The organism is Variovorax sp. KBS0712, assembly GCF_006323185.2.
GTDB classification, from domain to species: Bacteria; Pseudomonadota; Gammaproteobacteria; order Burkholderiales; family Burkholderiaceae_C; genus Variovorax; species Variovorax boronicumulans.
This window is the reverse complement of record NZ_VCCD02000003.1, coordinates 202,253-223,139: the sequence shown is the minus strand read 5'-3', so window position 1 is coordinate 223,139 and position 20,887 is coordinate 202,253. Positions and strand designations below refer to the sequence as shown.

Genomic DNA, 20,887 nt, shown 5'->3' with positions numbered 1-20,887 from the left:
TTCGCATGAACGACGACTTCCACCTGTACCTCGACAGCGCCGACCTGGCCGAGCTGCAGGCCTGCCTGCCGCACCCGGTGGTGCACGGCGTGACGACCAACCCGACGCTGCTGCAACGCGCCGGCGTGGGGCGCGCCGATGTGCCCGGTCTGCTGAAGCGTTGCATCGACCTGGGCGCGCGCCAGGTGCAGGCCCAGGTGCATTCGAGCGAGGTCGACGGCATGCTGGAAGACGCCGCCGTCCTGCTGCCGCAGTTCGACCCCGGCCAGCTCGTCATCAAGATTCCCGCCACGCGCCAGGGCCTGGACGCCGGCGCGCGACTCATCGCCCAGGGCGTGCCTGTGACGTGGACCGCCGTGTACGCGCCCGAGCAGGCGCACTTCGCCGCGCAGCTGGGCGCGGCCTATGCGGCGCCGTACCTCGGGAGGCTCGAAGACGCCGGCATCGACGGGCTGGCGCTCATCGCGCAGATGCAGTCGCTGGTGGCGCAACGGCCTTCTTCGGGCACGCGGCTGCTGGTGGCGAGCATCCGTTCGCGCGCGGCCTACCTGGCGCTGCTGGGGCTGGGCGTGGGCGCCATCACCATCCCGCCGCGCCTCTTTGCCGAGCTGCTCGACCATCCCGCCACCCTGGCTGCCGAAGCGGGTTTCCTGGCCGACGCCCGCGCCTTGCCCTGACAGAAGAAGAAAATCCAAGCACCATGCGCATTGCACTCACGGGCGAGGCCCTGATCGATTTCACCGCCGCCGAAGGTGGCACCTTGGCGTTCCTCGGCCATGAAGGCGGCTCGCCGCTGAACACGGCCGTGGCCTGCGCGCGGCTGGGGCAGCCGACCGGCTTTCTCACGCAGCTGTCGACCGACCTGTTCGGCGAGCGGCTGGTGGCTTTTCTCGAACGCAACGGCGTCGACACCCGGCTCATCCTGCGCAGCGACGCGCCGTCGACGCTGGCCTTTGTCGAGCGCACGCCGCAAACCAACCGCTACGCCTTCTACACACGCGGCAGTGCCGACGCCACCTGGGCGCCCGAGCCGCTGCCGCAGCTGCCGGCGGAATGCCGCTTCCTGCACTTCGGCTCGATCTCGCTGCTGCAGGAGCCGGCGTCGTCGCGCATCGCCGACCTCGTGGCCGCCCACACGAGGCGCTGCGTGATCGTGTTCGATCCCAACGTGCGGCCCAGCCTGATCCCGGACATGGCCGCCTACCGCGCCCGCGTCAGCGAGTGGTTCGCCATGGCCGACCTGGTCAAGCTCAGTGACGAAGACGCCGCGCTGCTCGCCCCCGGACGGCCGGTCGATGCGCTCGCGGCCGAGTGCCTCACGGCCGGCGCGCGCGCCGTGATCGTCACGCGCGGCGGTGCCGGCGCCACGCTGTGGCGCACCGGCAGCGCGCCGCTCACCGTGGCCGCGCCGCGCGTCGAGGTGGTCGACACCATCGGTGCGGGCGACACCTTCACCGCCGGGCTGTCCGTGGCGCTGCTGGCGCATGGCGTCGAGCATCCGGCGCAACTGGCCGAACTCGGCGACGACGCCTGGCGCGCCGTGATGCGCTTTGCCGCCACCGCCGCGGCCCTGAACTGCACCCGCGAGGGCGCCGATCCACCGACGCTGGAAGCCGTTCGCACGGCGCTTTCGCAGGAAGACAACGAGGCCGTCGCTTCCCGGCCCTGATCGATCCGTGCCGCCATGACCACGACCACCCGCAAACGCGCGATCCCTCGTCAACGCCAACCCGAGCTGGAGCGCGATTTCGCGCGCTCCCCGTCGCTGGGCTACGAGGCCCCGGAAGAAACCGGCCTGGTGCGCTGCCTCGCGCACGGCTTTCCGAGCCCGCTGGTGCGATGGCACTTCCATGAAGACTATGAGCTGCACCTGATCACCGAGACCTCGGGCAAGGCCTTCATCGGCGACTGGATCGGCCCGTTCCAGCCCGGGCATCTCGTGCTGTGCGGGCCGCGCCTGCCGCACAACTGGATCTCGCTCGATGTGCCCGAGGAAGGCGCCGCCGGGCGCGACCGCGTGATCCAGTTCCGCCACGAGCCCATCGAGCGCGCGGCGGCCGAGATTCCCGAGCTGCGCGACGTGATGCCGCTGCTCGACCGCGCGCGCCACGGCATCGAGTTCTTCGGCATGTCGGCGCAGGCGCTGGCGCACTGGGACGCCATCAAGGCCGCGCGTGGCGTGCGCCGCCTGGGCCTGTTCTGCGAGTTCATGGCCGACCTGGCGCAGTGCACCGACTACCGGCTGCTGTCGAGCGTGCAGATGCAGGGCGTGCAGGGCAGCGACGGCGATGCGCAGGTCGACCAGATCAACGACATCGTGAACCGCATCACGAACAACATGACCGACTCGATCTCGATGTCGGACGTCGCCGCCGAGCTGGGCATGAGCGAGAGCCGCTTCAGCCGCTTCTTCCGCCGCTCGACCGGCAACAGCTTCACCGACTTCGTGAACCGCGTGCGCATCAACAGCGCCTGCCACCTGCTGATGCAGACCGACCACTACGTGACCGACATCTGCTACCAGGTGGGCTTCAACAACGTGGCGAACTTCAACCGGCGCTTTCTCGAAATCAAGGGCATGACGCCGAGCGAGTTCAGGCGCCAGGCCGACACGCGCTTCGGCTGACTTCTTTCAAGGCGAACGCGCCCGCTCCGAAGGCGCCATCAGGGAGACCATCTTGTATCTGGGACTCGACCTCGGCACGTCCGAGCTCAAGGCATTGCTGCTCGCGGACGATCACCGCATCGTCGGCGTGGCACGCGCGCCGCTCACGGTCGACCGGCCGCAGCCGCTGTGGTCCGAGCAGGCGCCCGCCCAATGGTGGCAGGCGCTCGAGGCGGTCATGGCCGAGCTGCGCACCACGCACGCCGAGGCGCTGCCGCAGGTGCGCGCCATCGGCTTGTCGGGCCAGATGCACGGCGCCACGCTGCTCGACGCGGTGGGCGAGGTGCTGCGCCCGGCCATCCTCTGGAACGACGGCCGCAGCGGTGCGCAGTGCGAGGCGCTCACGCGCGCCGTGCCGCGCCTGGGCGAGATCGCGGGCAACCTCGCGATGCCCGGCTTCACCGCGCCCAAGCTGCTGTGGGTGCGCGAGCACGAGCCCGAGGTCTTCGCCCGCATGGCGCGCGTGCTGCTGCCGAAGGACTGGCTGCGCTTCATGCTCAGCGGCGAGGCGGTCAGCGAGATGTCGGACGCGGCGGGCACGCTGTGGCTCGACGTGGGCGCGCGCGACTGGTCCGACGAACTGCTCGCCGCCACGGGGCTCACGCGCGCTCACATGCCGCGGCTGGTCGAAGGCAGTGAAGTCTCCGCGCTGCTCAAGCCGAAACTGGCGGCGCGCTGGGGGCTGCGCGAGGGCGTGAAGATCGCCGGCGGCGCGGGCGACAACGCCGCCAGCGCGGTCGGCATGGGGCTCGTGGAGCCGGGGCAGGGCTTCGTCTCGCTCGGCACCTCGGGCGTGGTGTTCGTCTCGACCGACCGCTTTTTGCCGAACCCCGCGCAGGCGATGCATGCCTTCTGCCATGCGCTGCCCAAGCGCTGGCACCAGATGTCGGTGATGCTCTCGGCCGCGAGTGCAGTGAGCTGGGCAGCGAAGACCTTCAAGTTCGTGGACGAGGCGGCGCTGCTCGAAGCCGCGGCCTCGGTTGCGCTGGCGGACCGGGGGCGTTGCCCGCTGTTCCTGCCGTACCTGTCGGGCGAGCGCTCGCCGCACAACAACCCGAATGCGCAAGGGGTGCTGTTCGGCCTGACGCATGCGCACGGCCCCGCGGAGATTGCCTACGCCGTGGTCGAGGGCGTGAGCTTCGGGCTGCGCGATGGCTTCGACACGCTGCGCCTGCCGGTCGACATGCCGCTGCGCGAAGTCGCGCTGGTGGGCGGCGGTGCGCGCAGCATCTGGTGGGGCCAGTTGCTGGCCGACATCTTCCAGGTGCCGTTGACGCTGTATGCGGGCAGCGAGACCGGCGGTGCGCTCGGTGCGGCGCGGTTGGCGTGGCTGGCCGATGGAGGTGCTGTGGCAGAGGTGTGCACGCTGCCGCCGGTGAAGCAGACGCTGACGCCTTCCTCCGAAGGCGCTGGCGCACACAAGACGCGTCATGCGCGATTCCAGGTGCTCTACATGGCGCTGCGCGACCAGTTCCGCTGAACCTTCCGCACAAAGAAAAAGGGCCGCTTTCGCGGCCCTTTTTACTTTGGTGAGCAGAGCTCAGCCGGGCATTACATGCCCATGCCGCCCATGCCGCCCATGCCACCCATGTCGGGCATGCCACCGCCGCCGGCGCCGGACTCGTCCTTGGGTGCGTCAGCAACCATGGCTTCGGTCGTCAGCAGCAGCGAGGACACCGAAGCGGCGTTCTGCAGTGCGGTGCGGGTGACCTTCGTCGGGTCCAGGATGCCCAGCTCGAGCATGTCGCCGTACGTGTCGTTCGCAGCGTTGAAGCCGTAGTTGCCCTTGCCGGCCAGCACAGCGTTCACCACCACCGAGGCTTCGCCGCCGGCGTTGTTCACGATTTCGCGCAGGGGCGCTTCGATGGCCTTCAGCACCAGCTTGATGCCGGCTTCTTGATCAGCGTTGTCGCCCTTGACCGACTCGCCCACGGCTTGCTTGGCACGCAGCAGAGCCACGCCGCCACCAGCCACAACGCCTTCTTCCACTGCAGCGCGGGTGGCGTGCAGGGCGTCTTCGACGCGAGCCTTCTTTTCCTTCATTTCGACTTCGGTGGCAGCGCCAACCTTGATCACTGCCACGCCGCCGGCCAGCTTGGCCACGCGCTCTTGCAGCTTTTCACGGTCGTAGTCGCTGGTCGCTTCTTCGATCTGAACGCGAACTTGCTTCACGCGGGCTTCGATGTCACCAGCAGCGCCAGCGCCGTCGATGATGATCGTGTTTTCCTTGCCCACTTCGATGCGCTTGGCTTGACCCAGGTCGGCCAGCGTCACCTTTTCGAGCGTCAGGCCCACTTCTTCAGCGATGACCTTGCCGCCCGTCAGGATGGCGATGTCTTCCAGCATGGCCTTGCGGCGGTCGCCGAAGCCAGGGGCCTTCACAGCCACGACCTTCAGGATGCCGCGGATCGTGTTCACGACCAAGGTAGCCAGGGCTTCGCCTTCGACTTCTTCGGCAATGATCAGCAGCGGACGGCCAGCCTTGGCGACTTGCTCCAGCACCGGCAGCAGGTCACGGATGTTGCTGATCTTCTTGTCGAACAGCAGCACGAAGGGGTTGTCCAACAGCGCCGATTGCTTCTCGGGGTTGTTGATGAAGTAGGGCGACAGGTAGCCGCGGTCGAACTGCATGCCTTCGACGACGTCGAGTTCGCTGTCCAGCGACTTGCCGTCTTCCACGGTGATCACGCCTTCCTTGCCGACCTTGTCCATCGCGTCAGCGATGAGCTTGCCGATGGTTTCGTCGCTGTTGGCCGAGATGGAGCCGACTTGCGCGATTTCCTTGGAGGTGGTGGTGGGCTTGGAAGCCTTCTTCAGCTCGGCGACCAGGGCCGTGACAGCCTTGTCGATGCCGCGCTTCAGGTCCATCGGGTTCATGCCGGCAGCCACCAGCTTGAAACCTTCGCGAACGATGGCTTGGGCCAGGACCGTGGCGGTCGTGGTGCCGTCACCAGCGTTGTCGCTGGTCTTGGAGGCCACTTCCTTCACGAGCTGGGCGCCCATGTTCTGCAGCTTGTCCTTGAGTTCGATTTCCTTGGCCACGGACACACCGTCCTTGGTCACGGTGGGGGCGCCGAACGAACGCTCGAGCACCACGTTGCGGCCCTTGGGGCCCAGGGTCACTTTGACTGCGTTGGCCAGGATGTTGACACCCTCGACCATGCGTGCGCGGGCTTCGCCGCCGAAGACTACGTCTTTTGCTGCCATGATGAATTAACTCCGAATGGATTGGATTGGATGGGATCGAAAGGGAGGAGAAGAATTACTTCTCGACGACTGCGAACAGGTCGTCTTCCTTCATCACGAGCAGTTCGTCGCCATCGACCTTGACGGTCTGGCCGCTGTACTTGCCGAACAGGACGCGGTCGCCGACCTTGACGGTCAGTGCGGCCAGTTCGCCCTTGTCGTTGCGCTTGCCCGGGCCCACGGCCAGGACTTCACCCTGATCGGGCTTTTCGGCGGCTGCGTCGGGGATGACGATGCCAGAGGCGGTCTTGGTTTCGCTGTCAACACGCTTGACGATCACGCGATCGGCCAAAGGACGAAGTTTCATTGCATCTCCTGGAAGGGTAAGAAACGGGTTTGTTTGTGGTCGGGCGCCGGAGAAACCGGCGACCTGTCGACTGGATGGGAGGGCTGTTAGCACTCGTCAGCAGCGAGTGCTAATCATAAGGGCATTCGATGACCTTTCAAGGGCGGCGCCCTTGCCGCCGTTTGGCACCGCCGTGCTTTTCCGGAGAAACACCGGGTGGCCGGGTGCCTTCGGCCGGGACGCTTTGGGATATTTTGCCCGGGCAAAATAAGGCGATGCCCATGTCGCCGACGCACGGAGGTCGCGCGCGCAGATTGCTTTTTTGTAATCCGGGTGATCGGTGGTGGACGGGCTTGGCTTCCTAGAGTCGCGGCATCCCGGCAACCTCCAAGGACACCATGACACACACCTTCCGCAACACCGTTTTCGCCGCAGGAGCCGCACTGGCCGCTGCCGGCGCCTTTGCCTCGGGCACCCATGCCGGTGGCCACGGCCACGATGCCGAAGCCGCCGTCGGCAAGCCCGGCGTGGCCGCCAAGGTGACGCGCACGGTCCAGGTCGACATGACGGACTCGATGCGCTTCACCCCGGCGGACATCAAGGTCAAGCAGGGGGAGACGGTGCGCTTCGTCGTCAAGAACTCCGGCGTCCTGAAGCACGAGCTCGTGCTCGGGACCGAGAAGGCGCTGCTGGCGCACTACGAGGCCATGAAGAAGAATCCCGAGATGGAGCACGCCGATCCGAACATGGTCACGCTGGCCGCGGGCAAGACCGGCGAGATCGTCTGGCAGTTCACCCAGGCCGGCAAGGTCGACTTCGGCTGCCTGCAGCCGGGCCACTACGACGCCGGAATGAAGGGCGCGGTGCTGGTGGGCAAGGCCGGCAAGTGAGCGCCATGCGTGCGCGTCTTTCACGCGCCGGCCGCCATGCCGGCGCTTTTTCTTCAAGGGTATCGCGCGACAGGGCTTGACCTTCACATCGTGTCAACCTGGACACTGATCGCTTCCCCCTCAAGGGCTTCCCCCTTTCCTGTCGGAGAACGCGAATGAACGACACGTCCACCAGGCACGCAGGACACCCCCACGGTCATCACGACCACCACGATCACCACGCATCGCACGGGCATGCGCCCGCGGGCCCTGCGCAGCCCGCTGCGGAGGGCACGGTCTACACCTGCCCCATGCACCCGGAGATCCGGCAGGGCCACCCGGGCAACTGCCCCAAGTGCGGCATGACGCTGGAGCCCGAGATGCCGACCCTCGACGAGGGCGAAGATCCCGAGCTGAAAGACTTCAAGCGGCGCTTCTTCTGGACGCTGCCGCTCAGCGTCGCCGTCACCGTGCTCGCCATGGCCGGCCACCGCCTGCAGTGGTTCGAGATGGGCACGCAAAGCTGGATCGAGCTCGTGCTCACTGTTCCCATCGTGCTGTGGGCCGGGTGGCCGTTCTTTGTGCGCGCGGTGCAGTCGGTGGCGAACCGCAGCCCGAACATGTGGACCCTGATCGGCCTGGGCACGGCCGCCGCCTTTGCCTACAGCGTCGTGGCCACGGTGGCGCCCGGCGTGTTCCCCGCGTCGTTCGTGTCGATGGGGCGCGTGTCGGTGTACTTCGAAGCGGCCGCGGTGATCATTTCGCTCACCTTGCTGGGCCAGATCCTCGAACTCAAGGCGCGCTCGCAAACCTCCGCGGCGATCAAGTCGCTGCTGGGGCTCGCGCCCAAGACGGCACGCCGGATCGGCGCCGACGGCACCGAGGAAGACGTGCCCATCGGCCACGTGCATGTCGGCGACAAGCTGCGCGTGCGCCCCGGAGAGAAGGTGCCGGTGGACGGTGTGGTGATCGAAGGCGGCAGTGCGGTCGACGAGTCGATGCTCACCGGCGAGCCCTTGCCCGTGACCAAGCGCGTAGGCGACAAGCTCATCGGTGCGACGCTCAACACCAACGGCGCCCTCGTCATGCAATCGGAAAAGGTCGGCTCGCAGACCGTGCTCGCGAGCATCGTGCAGATGGTCGCGCAGGCCCAGCGCTCGCGCGCGCCGATGCAGCGAATGGCCGACCAGGTCGCCGGCTACTTCGTGATGACGGTGATCGCCATCGCGGTGCTGACCTTTTTCGCCTGGGGCTTCTTCGGGCCGCAGCCCAGCTGGGTCTACGGCCTCATCAATGCCGTGGCGGTGCTCATCATTGCCTGCCCCTGTGCGCTCGGCCTCGCGACGCCGATGTCGATCATGGTCGCCACGGGCAAGGCGGCCACGCAGGGCGTGCTGTTCCGCGATGCCGCCGCGATCGAGAACTTCCGCAAGGTCGACACGCTCATCGTCGACAAGACAGGCACCCTGACCGAAGGCCGGCCGCAGTTCGAGCGCGCGGTGCCTGCGCCCGGCTTCACCGTCGACGAGGTGCTGCGCCTGGCCGCCAGCCTGGACCAGGGCAGCGAGCACCCGCTGGCCGACGCCATCGTGCGGGCGGCGCGCGAGCGCCAGCTGGTGCTGGACACGCCCGAGGGTTTCGAATCCAGCAGCGGCATCGGCGTGAGCGGCGGCGTTGACGGCCGGAAGCTGGCGCTGGGCAACACGGCGCTCATGGAGCAGCTGCGCGTGCAGGTCGAAGCGCTCAAGCCGCAGGCCGAGGCCCTGCGGGCCGAGGGCGCGAGTGTCATGTTCCTGGCGGTGGACGGCCAGGCCGCCGGCCTGCTCGCGGTGTCGGACCCGATCAAGCCCACCACGCTGGAGGCGCTGGCCGCGCTCAAGGCTTCGGGCCTGCGCGTCATCATGGCCACCGGCGACGGGCTGACCACCGCCCGCGCCGTCGCCGCGAAGCTGGGCATCGACGAGGTGCACGGCGAAGTGAAGCCGGCCGACAAGCTCGCGCTGGTCGACAAACTGCAGCGCGAGGGCCGCATCGTCGCGATGGCCGGCGACGGCATCAACGACGCGCCCGCGCTCGCCAAGGCCGACGTCGGCGTGGCGATGGGCACCGGCACCGATGTCGCGATGAACAGCGCCCAGGTGACGCTGGTCAAGGGCGACCTGCGCGGCATTGCACAGGCGCGCGTGATTTCCGAGCAGACCATCGCCAACATGAAGCAGAACCTGGGCTTCGCCTTCCTCTACAACGCGTTGGGCGTGCCGCTGGCCGCGGGCGTGCTGTTCCCGTTCACCGGCTGGCTGCTGTCGCCGATGATCGCGGCGCTGGCGATGAGCCTGAGCTCGGCGTCGGTGATCACCAATGCCTTGCGCCTGCGCGGCGCTACCTGGCGCGAGGCTTGAGAAGGCCCGCCAGGGCCTTCTGGTCTTCGGCCAGCTGGATGCGCATGAGCTGGAGCACGCGCACCGCCAGGCCGGACAGCGGCTGTCCCGGCGGCAGCACCAGCAGGCCCGCGAAGGACACCTCCAGCGACAGCGGGCGCACGGCCAGGCCGCGCTGCGCGTACTCCAGCGCGGTGACCGGGTTGACGACGCCGATGCCCATGCCGCTCAGGGCCATCTCGCACACGCTGGCCGCGTACGGGGTCTCGACCAGCACGCTCAAGGCGACGTTGCAGTCCGCCAGGGCCCGCTCCAGGCGCCGCCGGGACGCGTCTTCCGGGTTGAGCGCGAGGAAGGGCTCTTCGGCGAGTTGATGCGGCTGGATGGTCCTGGCGCGGGCCAGCCGGTGCTTCGCATGCATCACCACCACGCCCGGAAAGCGCGCGAATTCGGAGTGCTCCAGGCCGGTCGTCGGCATTTCGTCGGCCATCAGCCCGAAGTCGACCTGGCGCCCCAGCACGGCCTCGTGCACCTCCCGCGAACTGAGCACCTGCAGCGAAATCTGCGGACGGGCGTCGGCGTCGCCGCGCTCGGCCACCAGCCGCGACAGCACCCGCGGCACGAAGCTCAGGCCGAAGGCCGGGTACACCGCCATGCGCAGCGTGTTGACGCCGAAGCGCTTGAGGCTGCGCATGCGGTGCTCGATGCTGCTCAGGCCCACGAAGACGCGCTCGACCTCGGTCAGCAGCGCCTGCGCTTCGGGCGTGGGGTGCAGGCGGCCGCGCAGCCGGCGGAACAGGGGAAAGCCCGCGGCTTCCTCGAGCCTGCGCAGCGACTGGCTGATGGCCGGCTGCGTTACGCCCAGCAGCGCAGCCGCCTTGCTCGCGGAGCCCACGGACATCACGGAACGGAACACCTCGATCTCTCGGAGCAACATATAACAACCGCTTATGGAGAAAGAATTTCGGGCGCGATCCGGATTATCTCCAGCGTCCTAGAGTTGGTGTCTTCAGCCACTTCCCGAAAGACGCGAGATGAACCTTCGAACAGCGCTTGCAGTGACGGTCCTGGCGTGTGCGGCGCCCGCATGGGCGCACGACTTTTCCAGCGACGTCGCCAGGTTCCAGACCCTTGCGGCCACCCGCAAGCCCGACAGCCCGCAGGCGGTGGCCGCCAGGCTGGCGCTGGAGCGGGCGCAGGGCGAGATGGAACAGTCGGACGTGAAGATGCTGCTGCGCATCCGTTCGATGACCAACGCCGGCCTGCGTGCCCTCGGCGAACAGCCGGCCCTGCTCACCAGCGAGTACAAGCGCCTCGAGGCGGCACTGGCCAACCCCAAGACCCAGGACCCGGCCCGGATCGCCACCGCCCGCGAAACCTTCTCCCGCCTGGGCGTGGAGATGAAGGTCTACACCGATCTCGAAACCATGGCCGTCGAGCAGATGAAGCATGCGCTGCAGCTCATCGAATCGGCCCCCGCGAACTGACTTCCATCGTGAACCCATCCATTTCCCATCCCGGCACGTCCCCTGCGGACGCCGCCTTCGCCAGCCTGGCGCCGCCGGTGTGGCGCGCCTCCACGGTCGTCTTCGACTCGCTCGACGATTTCGTGCACCGCCGCACCCGCCTGCCGGACGGCTTCAGCTACGGCACGACGGGCACGCCGACGCAGCGCGCCCTCGAGGCGCGCATCGCCGAGTTGGACGGCGCCGCGCACGGCATCGTCTTTCCTTCCGGACAGGCGGCCATCTGCGGCGTGCTGCTCGCGCTGCTCCAGAAGGGCGACCACCTGTTGATGACCGATGCCGCCTACGGCCTGGCCAAGTCCTTCGCCGTCGAACGGCTGCAGGCGCTGGGCATCGAGGTCGAGTTCTATGCGCCGCGCATCGGCGCGGGCATCGAGCGCCTCGTGCGCCCGAACACGCGGCTCATCTGGCTGGAGTCGCCCGGCACGGTGACGATGGAAGTCGAGGACGTGCCGGCGATCACCGCCGTGGCGCGCGCCCGTGGCGTGCTGACCGCCATCGACAACACCTGGGCCAGCCCGCTGGGCTTTGCCGCGCTGGCGCACGGCGTCGACCTGTGCGTTCACGCATGCACCAAGTACATGGGCGGCCATTCGGACGTGCTGATGGGCAGCGTCACCACCCAGGACGAAGGCCTGTACCGGTCCTTGCGCGGCCTGCAGTCGCTGATGGGGCTGGCCGTGAGCCCGGAGGACTGCTTCCTGGTGGCCCGGGGCCTGGACACGATGCAGGTGCGCATGGAGCGCCAGGCCACCAGCGCGCGCCTGATCGCGGGGCAACTTGCGGCGCACCGCCTCGTGCGCCGGATGCTCTTTCCGGCGCTGCCCGGCGCGCCGGACCATGCGCTGTGGGCGCGCGATTTCGCGCAGCCCGGTTGCGTGATGTCGCTGCAGCTCGTGGACTGTCCCTACGACGCCTACCGGGCGCTGTTCGCCGGCCTGAAGCGCTTTGCCATCGGCGCCAGCTGGGGCGGCGTGCGCAGCATCGCGGCCTTCTACCCGGCGGAGGAACTCGCCAGGCGCAATTTCTGCGACGTCGAAGGTCCGGTCATCCGCCTGTCGATCGGCCTGGACGACCCCCAGGCCCTGCGCGACGAGCTGCTGGGCGCGCTGGACGCCTGCGCCACGCGTTTCGATCTCTGACCCCCGACACCTGGAGCCTGCGATGACTTTCAAGCCGACCCTTCACGCCGCGTTGATCCGTTCCTTCCTCGCCATGGCCGGCCTCGCGCTGTGCGCCGGCGTTGCCGCGCAGACCGCATCGCCGCTGGACGGCACGCTCAAGAAGATCAAGGACACCGGGGCGATCACCGTGGCCACGCGCGGCGCCTCGATCCCGTTCAACTACCTGGACGACCACAACAAGCAGGCCGGCTTCGCCTGGGAAATTTCGCAGCGCGTGGTCGCCCAGGTGAAGAAGGACCTGCAGCTCGCCCGGCTGGAGGTCAAGACCCTGGAAGTCACGCCGCAGACGCGCATTCCGCTGGTGGCCAACCAGACGGTCGACCTGGAGTGCAGCTCGACCACCAACAACGCCGAGCGGCAGAACCAGGTGTCGTTCTCGACGACCTTCTTCGTCGTGGGCGCGCGGCTGCTGGTGCGCAAGAACTCCGGCATCAAGCACTGGGCTGACCTCGTGGGCAAGAACGTCGTGGTCAGCGCGGGCACCACGGCGGAGCGCATGCTGCGGCAGCTCAACGAGAAGAACAAGTGGGGCATCCAGATCATCCTGGCCAAGGACATCAACGAGAACTTCCTGACCGTGGAGACGGGGCGCGCGGTGGCCGCGACGCAGGACGACATCATTCTGTTCAGCAACATCGCCCGCGCCAGGAACCCGGCGGACTGGGAGGTGGTCGGCGTGCCGCAGCAGAAGGAGGCCTATGGCTGCATGCTGCGCAAGGGCGACGCGGCGTTCAAGAAACTTGTCGACGGCGTGATCACCGGGATGATGCGATCGGGCGAGTTCACCGCGCTGTACGAGAAGTACTTCCTCAAGCCCATCGCGGTGAAGGGCAGCGTGACGGTCAACTTCCCGATGTCGCCCGACATGCAGGAGCTCGTGCGCCATCCGAGCGACCAGCCGCTGTAAGGCACGGGCGCGGCGACCCCTTCACGAACCGAACCGCCTGCCGGCACCTTTCGCGATGCACTACACCTGGGATTGGTTGATCTTCTTCAAACCCTCGGTCACGGGGGAGGGCCTGTACGGCCTGATGCTGGTGCGCGGGTTGCTGTGGACGGTCGCGCTGTCGCTGCTGGCCTGGACGCTGGCATTGGGCCTGGGCCTGATCGCCGGCGTGGCACGGACGCTGCCCCACCGGACGGCGCGCACGCTGTCGGCGGTGTACATCCACTGCTTTCGCAACACGCCGCTGCTGGTGCAGCTGTTTCTCTGGTACTTCGTGGTGCCCGAGCTGTTGCCGACCGCCTGGGGCCATGCGATCAAGCAGATGAACCCGACCGCGAACCAGTTCCTCACCGTGCTGGTGGGCCTCACGCTCTACACGGCGGCGAAGGCGGCCGAGCAGGTGCGCGCGGGCATCGAGTCGGTGCCGCGCAGCCAGAAGCAGGCGGCCATGGCGATGGGCCTGGGAACCGTGGCGGCTTACCGGTACGTGATCCTGCCGCAGGCCCTGCGCATCGTCATCCCGCCGCTGACCTCGGACTTCCTGAACGTGTTCAAGAACTCGGCCGTCGCGCTGACGATCGGGCTCATGGAGCTCACCGGGCAGACGCGCCAGCTCAGCGAGTTCAGCGCCCATCCCTTCGAGGCCTTCATCGTGGCGACGCTCATCTACATGGCGATCACCTACGGCGTGATCGTGCTGATGCGCCGCATCGAGCATCGGGTGCGCGTGCCCGGGCTGCTGGGCGCCGCGTGATGGGCTACGACTTCGATTGGGTCGCCCTGCAGCGCGCCTGGCCGTACCTGCTGCAGGGCCTGCAGATGACCGCCCTGCTGGTGGCGGCCTCCATGGCCGCCGGCATCGGCCTGGGGACCCTGCTGGCGATCACGCGGATCTTCGCGCCGCGGCCGGTGGCGGCGCTCGTGGCGGGGTACGTGAACCTGTTCCGCTCGATCCCGCTGATCCTCACGATCCTGTGGATCTACTTCCTGATGCCGGTGGTGCTGCGCGCCGTGACCGGCGACCCGAACCTCGGCGTCGGGCCGATCTACGCCGCGCTCGTGGCGTTCGTGCTCGCGGAGTCCGCGTACTACTGCGAGATCATCCGCGCCGGCATCGGCAGCGTGCGCGCCGGCCAGATGCAGGCGGCGCAGTCGCTGGGGATGTCGCCGGGGCAGGCCCTGCGGCACGTGATCCTGCCGCAGGCGTTTCGCAACATGACGCCCTCGCTCATCAACCAGACCATCGCGCTGCTCAAGGACACCTCGCTGGTCTACGTGATCAGCCTGAACGACTTTCTCGGCGCCGCCAGCAAGGTGGGACAACGCGACGGGCGCGTGGTCGAGGTCTACATCCTGGTCGCCGTCGTCTACCTGGTGCTGTGCACGGCGGGCGCCTGGTGGGTCACCTGGCTGCAGCGGCGCCGCACGGCGGCGGCGACCTGAGGCCTTCTCAGAACTTGGCGCGCAGCGTCAGCTGCACCTCGCGCCCCGGTCCCGGCAGGATCAGGTTGTCCACGCTGCCGTGGGCCGACACGTAGTACTTGCGGTTCGCGATGTTCTTCAGGTTCAGCGCGATCTCGTAGCGCTCGGTCTTGTAGTTGGCCGCGAGGTCGGCGGTCAGGTACGAGGGCAGCGTGACGAGGTTGCTCAGCGAGGCATAGCGCGCGCTGACGTAGTTCAGGCCGCCGCCGGCGCTGAAGCCGTGGCCCAGGTCCTTCATGGCCCACACGAAGGCCGAGTGGCGCGGCGTGAGCGCGGCGGTCTTGCCCTGCACCGGGATCGCGGCGCCCACGGGCAGCTGCAGCGAGCTCACGGTGGCGAGCGACTTGGTCATCTTCGCGTCGAGGTAGGCATAGCCCGCGCTCACGTCCCAGCGGCCCGGCAGGCGGCCGTTGAGCGCGAGCTCCAGGCCGTTGGTGCGCTGCGTGCCGACGTTGATCTGGCGGCGCGGGTTGTTCGGGTCGGTGTTCTTGATGCCCGAGCGTTCCAGGTTGAACAGCGCGGTCGTGAGGTTCAGGCCGCCGTCGAGCAGGTCGAACTTGGCGCCGATTTCCTTGTTGACGGTGATCTCGGGCGCGTTGTCGATGTTGCCGGTGGACAGCGCGAAGTTCTCGCCCGAGGGCTGGAACGAGCGGCTGTACGACACGTAGTACGACTGCACCGTGTCGGGCTGCCACACCACGCCGGCGCGCGGGCTGAACTTGCGGTCGGTGCGTTCCAGCGGCGCGAGCTTGCGCTCGAAGCTGGTGTCCTGCTTGAACACGTCGTAGCGTCCGCCGATCAGCGCCTTCCAGTGCGGTGCCAGCGTGATCTGGTCCTGGACGTACACGGCCGCGGTCTTGAACTCGCTGTTGCTCGGGATCGCGCCGTCGGCGAGGTAGGTGGCCAGCGGGATCGGCAGCGGGTCCGCCACCGGGCTGAACAGGTTCACGCGCTGCGCTCCTGTGGCGGAAGACACGCTGAAGAGGCGCTTGCGCTGCACGCCGAACTCGGCGCCGACCAGCCACTCCTGCTTGAAGCCGCCCAGGTCGTTGCGCCAGGTCAGGTCGGTCTGGTTGAACCAGCCGCTCTCGTCGCGGTCGACGATGCCGCGCGTGCGGCCCACCGTCAGGCGCACCGGGTCGGTAGTGCCGCTGGGCAGGGTGTTGTTGCGGTCCAGGTGGTAGCTCGAATAGCGCGTGGTGTTGCGCAGGCTCAGCGCGTCGCTGAAGCGGTGGTTCAGCGTGGCGGTGAAGGTCTGCACCTTGCTGGTCACGGTGTCGTCGCGCTTGCCGTGCGCCGAGCCGTAGTAGGCGCCGATGGGCACGTCGACCGGGCGGCCGTTGAGCGCCGGAATGCCGAAGTCGGTGAGGCGCTGGTCGCGCAGGTTGGTGTACTGCAGCAGCAGGTCGGTCTGCGGGCTGAACTTGATCGCCAGCGAGGGCGCGATGTTGTGGCGGTCGGTGAACTGCTGGTCGCGGTAGCTGTCCGACTGCTCGCCCGCCACGTTCAGGCGGAAGGCCATGTTCTCGCCGATGGGCGTGTTCAGGTCGATCGTGCTGCGCGTGTAGTGGTGGCTGCCCAGGCCCAGCGAGACCTCTCCGAAGCGGCGCTCGAACACGGGCTTCTTGGTCACGCGGTTGATCAGGCCGCCCGAGGAGCCGCGGCCGTAGAGCACGGCGGCCGGGCCCTTGAGCACCTCAATGCGCTCGGTGTCCGAGAGGTCGCGAAAGTACAGCGCGTCGTCGCGCACGCCATCGACGAACCAGTCGGAGATGCCGCTGAAGCCGCGGATCACGACCTGGTCGCGCTGGCCGTCGCCGTGGTTGAAGCTCACGCCCGGCACGTTGCGCAGGGCGTCCTGCATCGACACGGCGCCCTGGTCGCGCAGCAGCTGCTCCGGCAGCACGTTCACGGCCTGCGGCACGTCGCGCAGCGGCGCGCTGCCCTTGGTGGCGGTGCTGGTGGCGGCGGGGGCGTAGCCCTTGTCGTCCTCGGCGCTGACGGTGACTTCCTTCAGCGTCGTGGCGGCGGTCTGTGCCAGCGCCATGCCCGACAGCGACGCGAGGGCGGCGCCGGCCAGCAGCGAAAGGGGCCACAGCGGGCGCGAGGGGGTGGCGGTGCGGGTGGCTGTGCGGGAAGAGGGCTTCATGTTGTCCGGTTGTGCTTGTTCTTGGAGGGCGGCGCCGCGCAGGGGCAGCCGTACGCGACAACGCCCTTCGTCGCGAGAGACGAAGGGCGTTGTCGTGCCCTGCCTTGAACTGGAAATGTCTGGGTGAGGCAATGGTGCAGCGCGGACGGAAGAAGCTCCGTGGCGGGACGCCATGACGGCCGCTGGACGCGGCGGGCTGAATTCTAAAGAGCTAAATGCGAGGCGTTTGCATTTGTGGCAAGGATGCGACGCGGGGCCGCCCGCTCGCGGCTCACAGCTGGTCGGTCGGCACGAACCACGAGAACAGCAGCAGCTGCAGGCGCGTGAGCATGCTGGAGTCGGGCTCGCTGTCGAGCACCTCGTTGTGCACGTCGCCGGTGCCGATCCATTGCACGTTCTGGCCGTCGGGCTTGAGCACGACGCGGTACACGCCTTCCATGTCGTCCAGCTGGTAGGCGAAGAGCAGCGCCTGCGTCAGCTCGAAGCTGCGCACCCGCACGCCGAACTCGGTGTTCAGCAGGGCCGAGCGCGGGTCGAGGTTCATCGAGCCCAGCAGCACCCACTGGCGGTCGACCAGCGCCAGCTTGGCGTGCAGGCGCCCGCGCGCCTTCTTGAGCAGGCTGCGGAACTGGCCGCTGCGCTTGAGCTGCTGCGTGCTCACCTCGTACAGGTTCACGCCCAGCTTGAGCATGTCGACGCGGTAGCGGTTGTAGTTGATGTTCACCAGCGGCTCGTCGCTGTCGGCGAGCGAGTTGGTGACCACGGTGATGCTCAGGCCGTGGTCGCGGCCCATGCGGATGCGCTCCATGCCCTCGTCGCCGGGAATGAAGTAGGGCGAGATCACCACCACGTTCGACTTCGCGGCGCCCAGCATCTCGTGGAAGCGCTGCGCCAGCGACTCCTGCGGGCGCGCCATCGTGCCCAGGGCCTTGTTCGGGCTGTCGGCGGTGGCGGCGGCCTCGGCGCGGATCCAGCGCGTCTCGCCGATGTTGTCCAGCTGCGCGCCCAGCGGCAGGTCGCCCAACAGGTCGGTGGCGGCCAGCGGGTCGGGCAGGGGCGCAAAGGCGGGCGAGGTCGCGGCGTCGAAGGCGGCCTTGAGCTCGTCGGGCGTGAGCGTCGTGCCGGCCATGCGCTGCAGCGGGTAGACCACGTCGCTGTTCCAGTAGGTGTCGAAGATCCCGGCCGACTGCGGCACCACCGGGCCGGCCAGCAACAGCTCGAAGTCGATGAAGTTGGCGCTCTCGCTGCGCAAAAAATACTCGTCCGCCAAGTTGCGTCCGCCGGCGATGGCCATGGCGCCGTCGGCGATGAACAGCTTGTTGTGCATGCGGTGGTTGAGCCGCCGGAAATCGCCGAAGAACTCCAGCCAGCGCAGCGACGAATGGTCGCGCGCGTTCACGAAGGGGTTGAACAGTCGCACCTGGGCATTGGGCTCGGCGGCCAGCCCGAGCAGCAGGCGGTCCATGCCGGCGGTGTAGAAGTCGTCGAGCAGCAGGCGCACGCGCACGCCGCGCCGGGCGGCGTCGCGCAGTTCGCGCAGCAGCAGGCGGCCGGTCTTGTCGTTGCCGAGCTGGTAGGTCTGCACGTCGAGCGAGGCCCGGGCGCGGCGGATGAGCTCCAGCCGCGCATCGAGCGCGAACGAGGCCTCGATCAGCGGCCGCATGCTCGACAGCCCGTCGGGCGGCGAATCGAGGCTGGCGGCGGCATGGCCGAGCGGGGTGGCGGCCGAAGCGGGAATGGCGATCGAGGGCGGCCCATCGGGCAGGCGCGGCGGCAGGCCGGCGCAGCCGGTGAGCACCAGCACGACCAGCGCCAGCGCCGGGCCGCGCAGCGCGGGAAACAACGAGGCGAGGAGCTTGAGCATGGGGCCTGTCAGCGCACGCAAGGGCGTGCGGGCGGCATCGTAGCCCGGCGCGCGGCGGCGACCGCGGCGGTTTTGCAACGCTTCGCCCCCGTGTGCTGGAAAACCCGTGGACCGCGACTTTCTTGACAATAGAATGCGAATTGTTATCAATAGTGTTCAATGGGCAATAAAAACATGGCAAGAATGAGGGCGCGGCGCAGGGCCGCTTCGGTGCTGGTGGGCTGTCTGGCGATCTACGCGCAACAGCACGTTCTGGCGCAAACGGGCGGTACGGGCTCGCTGCCTGAAGTGCGCGTCGATGCGAACGCCGAAGCCGAGACCGCCACCTCGCCCGTGATCGGCTACCGCGCGAAGAACGCCGTCACCGCCACCAAGACCGACACGCCGCTGTCGGAAACGCCGCAGTCCGTCACCGTGATCACGCGCGACCAGATGGTCGACCAGGGCGCCAACAACCTGCAGGACGCCCTCAACTACGCGGCGGGCGTGCGCTCCGACGCCTACGGTGTCGATTCGCGCACCGACTCGATCCGCGTGCGCGGCGCCTACCCCGACATCTACCTCGATGGCCTGCGCCAGGCCTACGGCTACTACACCAGCACCACGCGCACCGAGCCCTACACGCTGGAGCGTCTCGAAGTGCTGCGCGGCCCCTCGGGCATGCTGTTCGGCGCGGGCACCGCGGCGGGCGTGGTCAACATGGTCAGCAAGCGGCCGCTGCAGGAGGCCCAGCGCGAGGTGGGCGTGCAGTTCGGCAGCTTCGGCCGCAAGCAGGTGCAGGCCGACCTGACCGGTCCGCTGAATGCCGACGGCTCGCTGTCGTACCGGCTGATCGCATTGCAGCGCAAGTCCGATTCGCAAGTGGACAACGTGCCCGACGACCGCAGCGTGATCGCGCCCTCGCTCACCTGGCGGCCCAACGCGGCGACCTCGCTGACGCTGCAGGGCCTGTGGCAGAAGGACAAGAGCGGCAGCAGCTCGCAGTTCCTGCCGTGGGAAGGCACCTTGCTGCCGAACCCGAACGGCCGCGTACCGGCCAGCCGCTTCATCGGCGAGGCCGGCGACTACTACAACAGCGAGCGCCAGACCTTCGGCTGGCAGTTCGAGCACAAGTTCAACGACAGCTGGACCGTGCGCCAGAACTTCCGCTACGCGAAGAACGAAAACGACAACCGCTACCACTACGGCGGCGCGTTCAGCGGCTTCGACAGCTGGTCGACCGACCCGATCTTCAAGCGCGTGTTCCCCCGCTACTTCGACAGCCAGCTGACCCGCAACCGCACGCAGACGCTGGACAACCACGTCGAGGGCCACTTCCAGACCGGCGCGCTCCAGCACACGCTGCTCGTGGGCGCGGACTTCGCGCGCCAGCGCGAGAACGTCTGGGGCGGCACAACGGCCGACACCATCGACATTTACGCGCCGGTGTACGGCCACGTGGACGAACCCGAGCGCGTGGCGCGACCGCGCACCCGCCAGCGCCAGACCGGCCTGTACCTGCAGGACCAGATCAAGCTCGACCACTGGATCTTCGTGGCCGGCCTGCGCCATGACCGCGCCGTGTCCAGCGCCGCCGGCAGCGACGAGCAAAAGAGCAGCGCCACCACCAAGCGCCTGGGCGTGATGTACGCCCATCCCTCGGGCTGGTCGCCGTACCTGAGCTACAGCGAGTCGTTCACGCCGCAGTCGCCGCGCGAAGGCCGCATCTTCTCGCCGCTGCGCGGCGAGCAGTGGGAAGTGGGCCTGAAGTACGAGCCGAAGAACCGCGCCATGGCCTTCAGCGCCGCGGTGTACGACCTGCGCGAGAAGAACCAGATCGTCGAAGAGCAGCCGAAGGTGTTCTCGCAGCGCGGCCTGACCAAGACCAAGGGTGTGGAGCTCGAAGCCAAGGGCTCGGTGGGCGCCAACCTCGACCTGATCGCCCACTACAACTACACCGACGCCGACGCGCAGATCGAAGGCCTGCCCAAGCACCAGGCCAGCTTCTGGGCCAAGTACAGGTTCTCGGTGGCCGGCATGAGCGGCTTCTCGGCCGGCGCCGGCGTGCGCGTGATGAGTTCGTTCCGCGACACCCAGTTCGGCACCGGCCCGCGCATCCCCGGTGTGGCGCTGGCCGACCTGGTGTTTGCTTACGATACGGCCCAGTGGCGCTATGCGCTCAACATCAACAACGTGACGGACAAGGTGTACTTCAGCACCTGCCTCTCGCGCGGCGACTGCTGGTACGGTGCGCGACGCAACATCGTGGCGAGCGCCACCTACCGCTTCTAGCCTTTTCCCCACCCAACGACG

At 68.1% G+C, this 20,887-nt stretch carries 17 protein-coding genes; 12 read left to right on the top strand and 5 right to left on the bottom strand.

The features are described from left to right. Positions 1-5 precede the first annotated feature (5 nt). From FFI97_RS25845 to xylB, 4 genes are read left to right on the top strand one after another with little or no spacing between them, the layout of a single operon-like run. A complete protein-coding gene (locus FFI97_RS25845; RefSeq protein ID WP_139700971.1) occupies positions 6-677 on the top strand; it encodes a transaldolase family protein in 672 nt (223 codons plus the stop codon). A 23-nt stretch (positions 678-700) separates the two neighbouring features. Further along, positions 701-1,669 (top strand): carbohydrate kinase family protein, encoded by a 969-nt coding sequence (locus FFI97_RS25840; RefSeq protein WP_144004528.1) that lies wholly within the window; start codon positions 701-703, stop codon positions 1,667-1,669. A 15-nt stretch (positions 1,670-1,684) separates the two neighbouring features. Next, a complete protein-coding gene (locus FFI97_RS25835; RefSeq protein ID WP_062471853.1) occupies positions 1,685-2,626 on the top strand; it encodes an AraC family transcriptional regulator in 942 nt (313 codons plus the stop codon). Between the two features lie 52 nt (positions 2,627-2,678). After that, the gene (gene xylB, locus FFI97_RS25830; protein WP_139700973.1) at positions 2,679-4,145 is read left to right on the top strand and encodes a xylulokinase; all 1,467 of its coding nucleotides are present in this window, start codon (positions 2,679-2,681) and stop codon (positions 4,143-4,145) included. Between the two features lie 71 nt (positions 4,146-4,216). Here the strand turns inward: xylB and groL are convergent, their stop codons facing one another. Beyond that, a complete protein-coding gene (gene groL / locus FFI97_RS25825; protein ID WP_042579049.1) occupies positions 4,217-5,872 on the bottom strand; it encodes a chaperonin GroEL in 1,656 nt (551 codons plus the stop codon). A 55-nt stretch (positions 5,873-5,927) separates the two neighbouring features. Next, on the bottom strand, positions 5,928-6,218 hold the full coding sequence (locus FFI97_RS25820) for a co-chaperone GroES (protein WP_056572926.1): 291 nt from the start codon (positions 6,216-6,218) through the stop codon (positions 5,928-5,930). A gap of 377 nt (positions 6,219-6,595) precedes the next feature. Here FFI97_RS25820 and FFI97_RS25815 point away from each other — a divergent pair, with 377 nt between their 5' ends. Beyond that, positions 6,596-7,087 carry a plastocyanin/azurin family copper-binding protein gene (locus FFI97_RS25815; RefSeq protein WP_095743735.1) on the top strand — a complete coding sequence of 164 codons (492 nt, stop codon included), beginning with the start codon at positions 6,596-6,598 and terminating at the stop codon, positions 7,085-7,087. 155 nt (positions 7,088-7,242) lie between these two features. Continuing rightward, entirely contained in the window at positions 7,243-9,465 is a 2,223-nt protein-coding gene (locus FFI97_RS25810; protein WP_139700975.1) for a copper-transporting P-type ATPase, read from the top strand. Here FFI97_RS25810 and FFI97_RS25805 read toward each other — a convergent pair. Then, positions 9,446-10,381, bottom strand: a complete 936-nt coding sequence (locus FFI97_RS25805) for a LysR substrate-binding domain-containing protein (protein WP_139700977.1) — start codon at positions 10,379-10,381, stop codon at positions 9,446-9,448. The two genes, FFI97_RS25810 and FFI97_RS25805, sit on opposite strands and share 20 nt — an antisense overlap. Before the next feature lie 97 nt (positions 10,382-10,478). Here FFI97_RS25805 and FFI97_RS25800 point away from each other — a divergent pair, with 97 nt between their 5' ends. Genes FFI97_RS25800 through FFI97_RS25780 form a run of 5 tightly spaced genes read left to right on the top strand, consistent with a single transcriptional unit; the run spans position 10,479 to position 14,543 of the window. Next, positions 10,479-10,931, top strand: a complete 453-nt coding sequence (locus tag FFI97_RS25800; RefSeq protein WP_139700979.1) for a hypothetical protein — start codon at positions 10,479-10,481, stop codon at positions 10,929-10,931. Positions 10,932-10,939: 8 nt separating this feature from the next. Continuing rightward, complete coding sequence (locus FFI97_RS25795; protein ID WP_139700981.1) at positions 10,940-12,112, top strand: trans-sulfuration enzyme family protein; 1,173 nt, start codon at positions 10,940-10,942, stop codon at positions 12,110-12,112. A 22-nt stretch (positions 12,113-12,134) separates the two neighbouring features. After that, complete coding sequence (locus FFI97_RS25790; protein ID WP_139700983.1) at positions 12,135-13,061, top strand: transporter substrate-binding domain-containing protein; 927 nt, start codon at positions 12,135-12,137, stop codon at positions 13,059-13,061. Positions 13,062-13,116: 55 nt separating this feature from the next. After that, positions 13,117-13,854 carry an amino acid ABC transporter permease gene (locus FFI97_RS25785; RefSeq protein WP_062471835.1) on the top strand — a complete coding sequence of 246 codons (738 nt, stop codon included), beginning with the start codon at positions 13,117-13,119 and terminating at the stop codon, positions 13,852-13,854. Beyond that, positions 13,854-14,543 (top strand): amino acid ABC transporter permease, encoded by a 690-nt coding sequence (locus tag FFI97_RS25780; RefSeq protein WP_139700985.1) that lies wholly within the window; start codon positions 13,854-13,856, stop codon positions 14,541-14,543. Before FFI97_RS25785 ends, FFI97_RS25780 begins: the two co-directional genes overlap by 1 nt. A gap of 7 nt (positions 14,544-14,550) precedes the next feature. Here the strand turns inward: FFI97_RS25780 and FFI97_RS25775 are convergent, their stop codons facing one another. Both FFI97_RS25775 and FFI97_RS25770 read right to left on the bottom strand, forming a co-directional pair. Then, positions 14,551-16,629, bottom strand: a complete 2,079-nt coding sequence (locus tag FFI97_RS25775) for a TonB-dependent siderophore receptor (protein ID WP_260685210.1) — start codon at positions 16,627-16,629, stop codon at positions 14,551-14,553. A gap of 373 nt (positions 16,630-17,002) precedes the next feature. Then, positions 17,003-18,595, bottom strand: coding sequence for a phospholipase D family protein (locus FFI97_RS25770; protein ID WP_070059963.1), 1,593 nt, complete (start codon positions 18,593-18,595; stop codon positions 17,003-17,005). Positions 18,596-18,769: 174 nt separating this feature from the next. Between FFI97_RS25770 and FFI97_RS25765 the strand changes: the two genes are divergently transcribed. Beyond that, positions 18,770-20,866: a TonB-dependent siderophore receptor gene (locus FFI97_RS25765; protein WP_139700987.1), complete on the top strand. Its 2,097-nt coding sequence runs from the start codon at positions 18,770-18,772 to the stop codon at positions 20,864-20,866. Positions 20,867-20,887 lie beyond the last annotated feature (21 nt).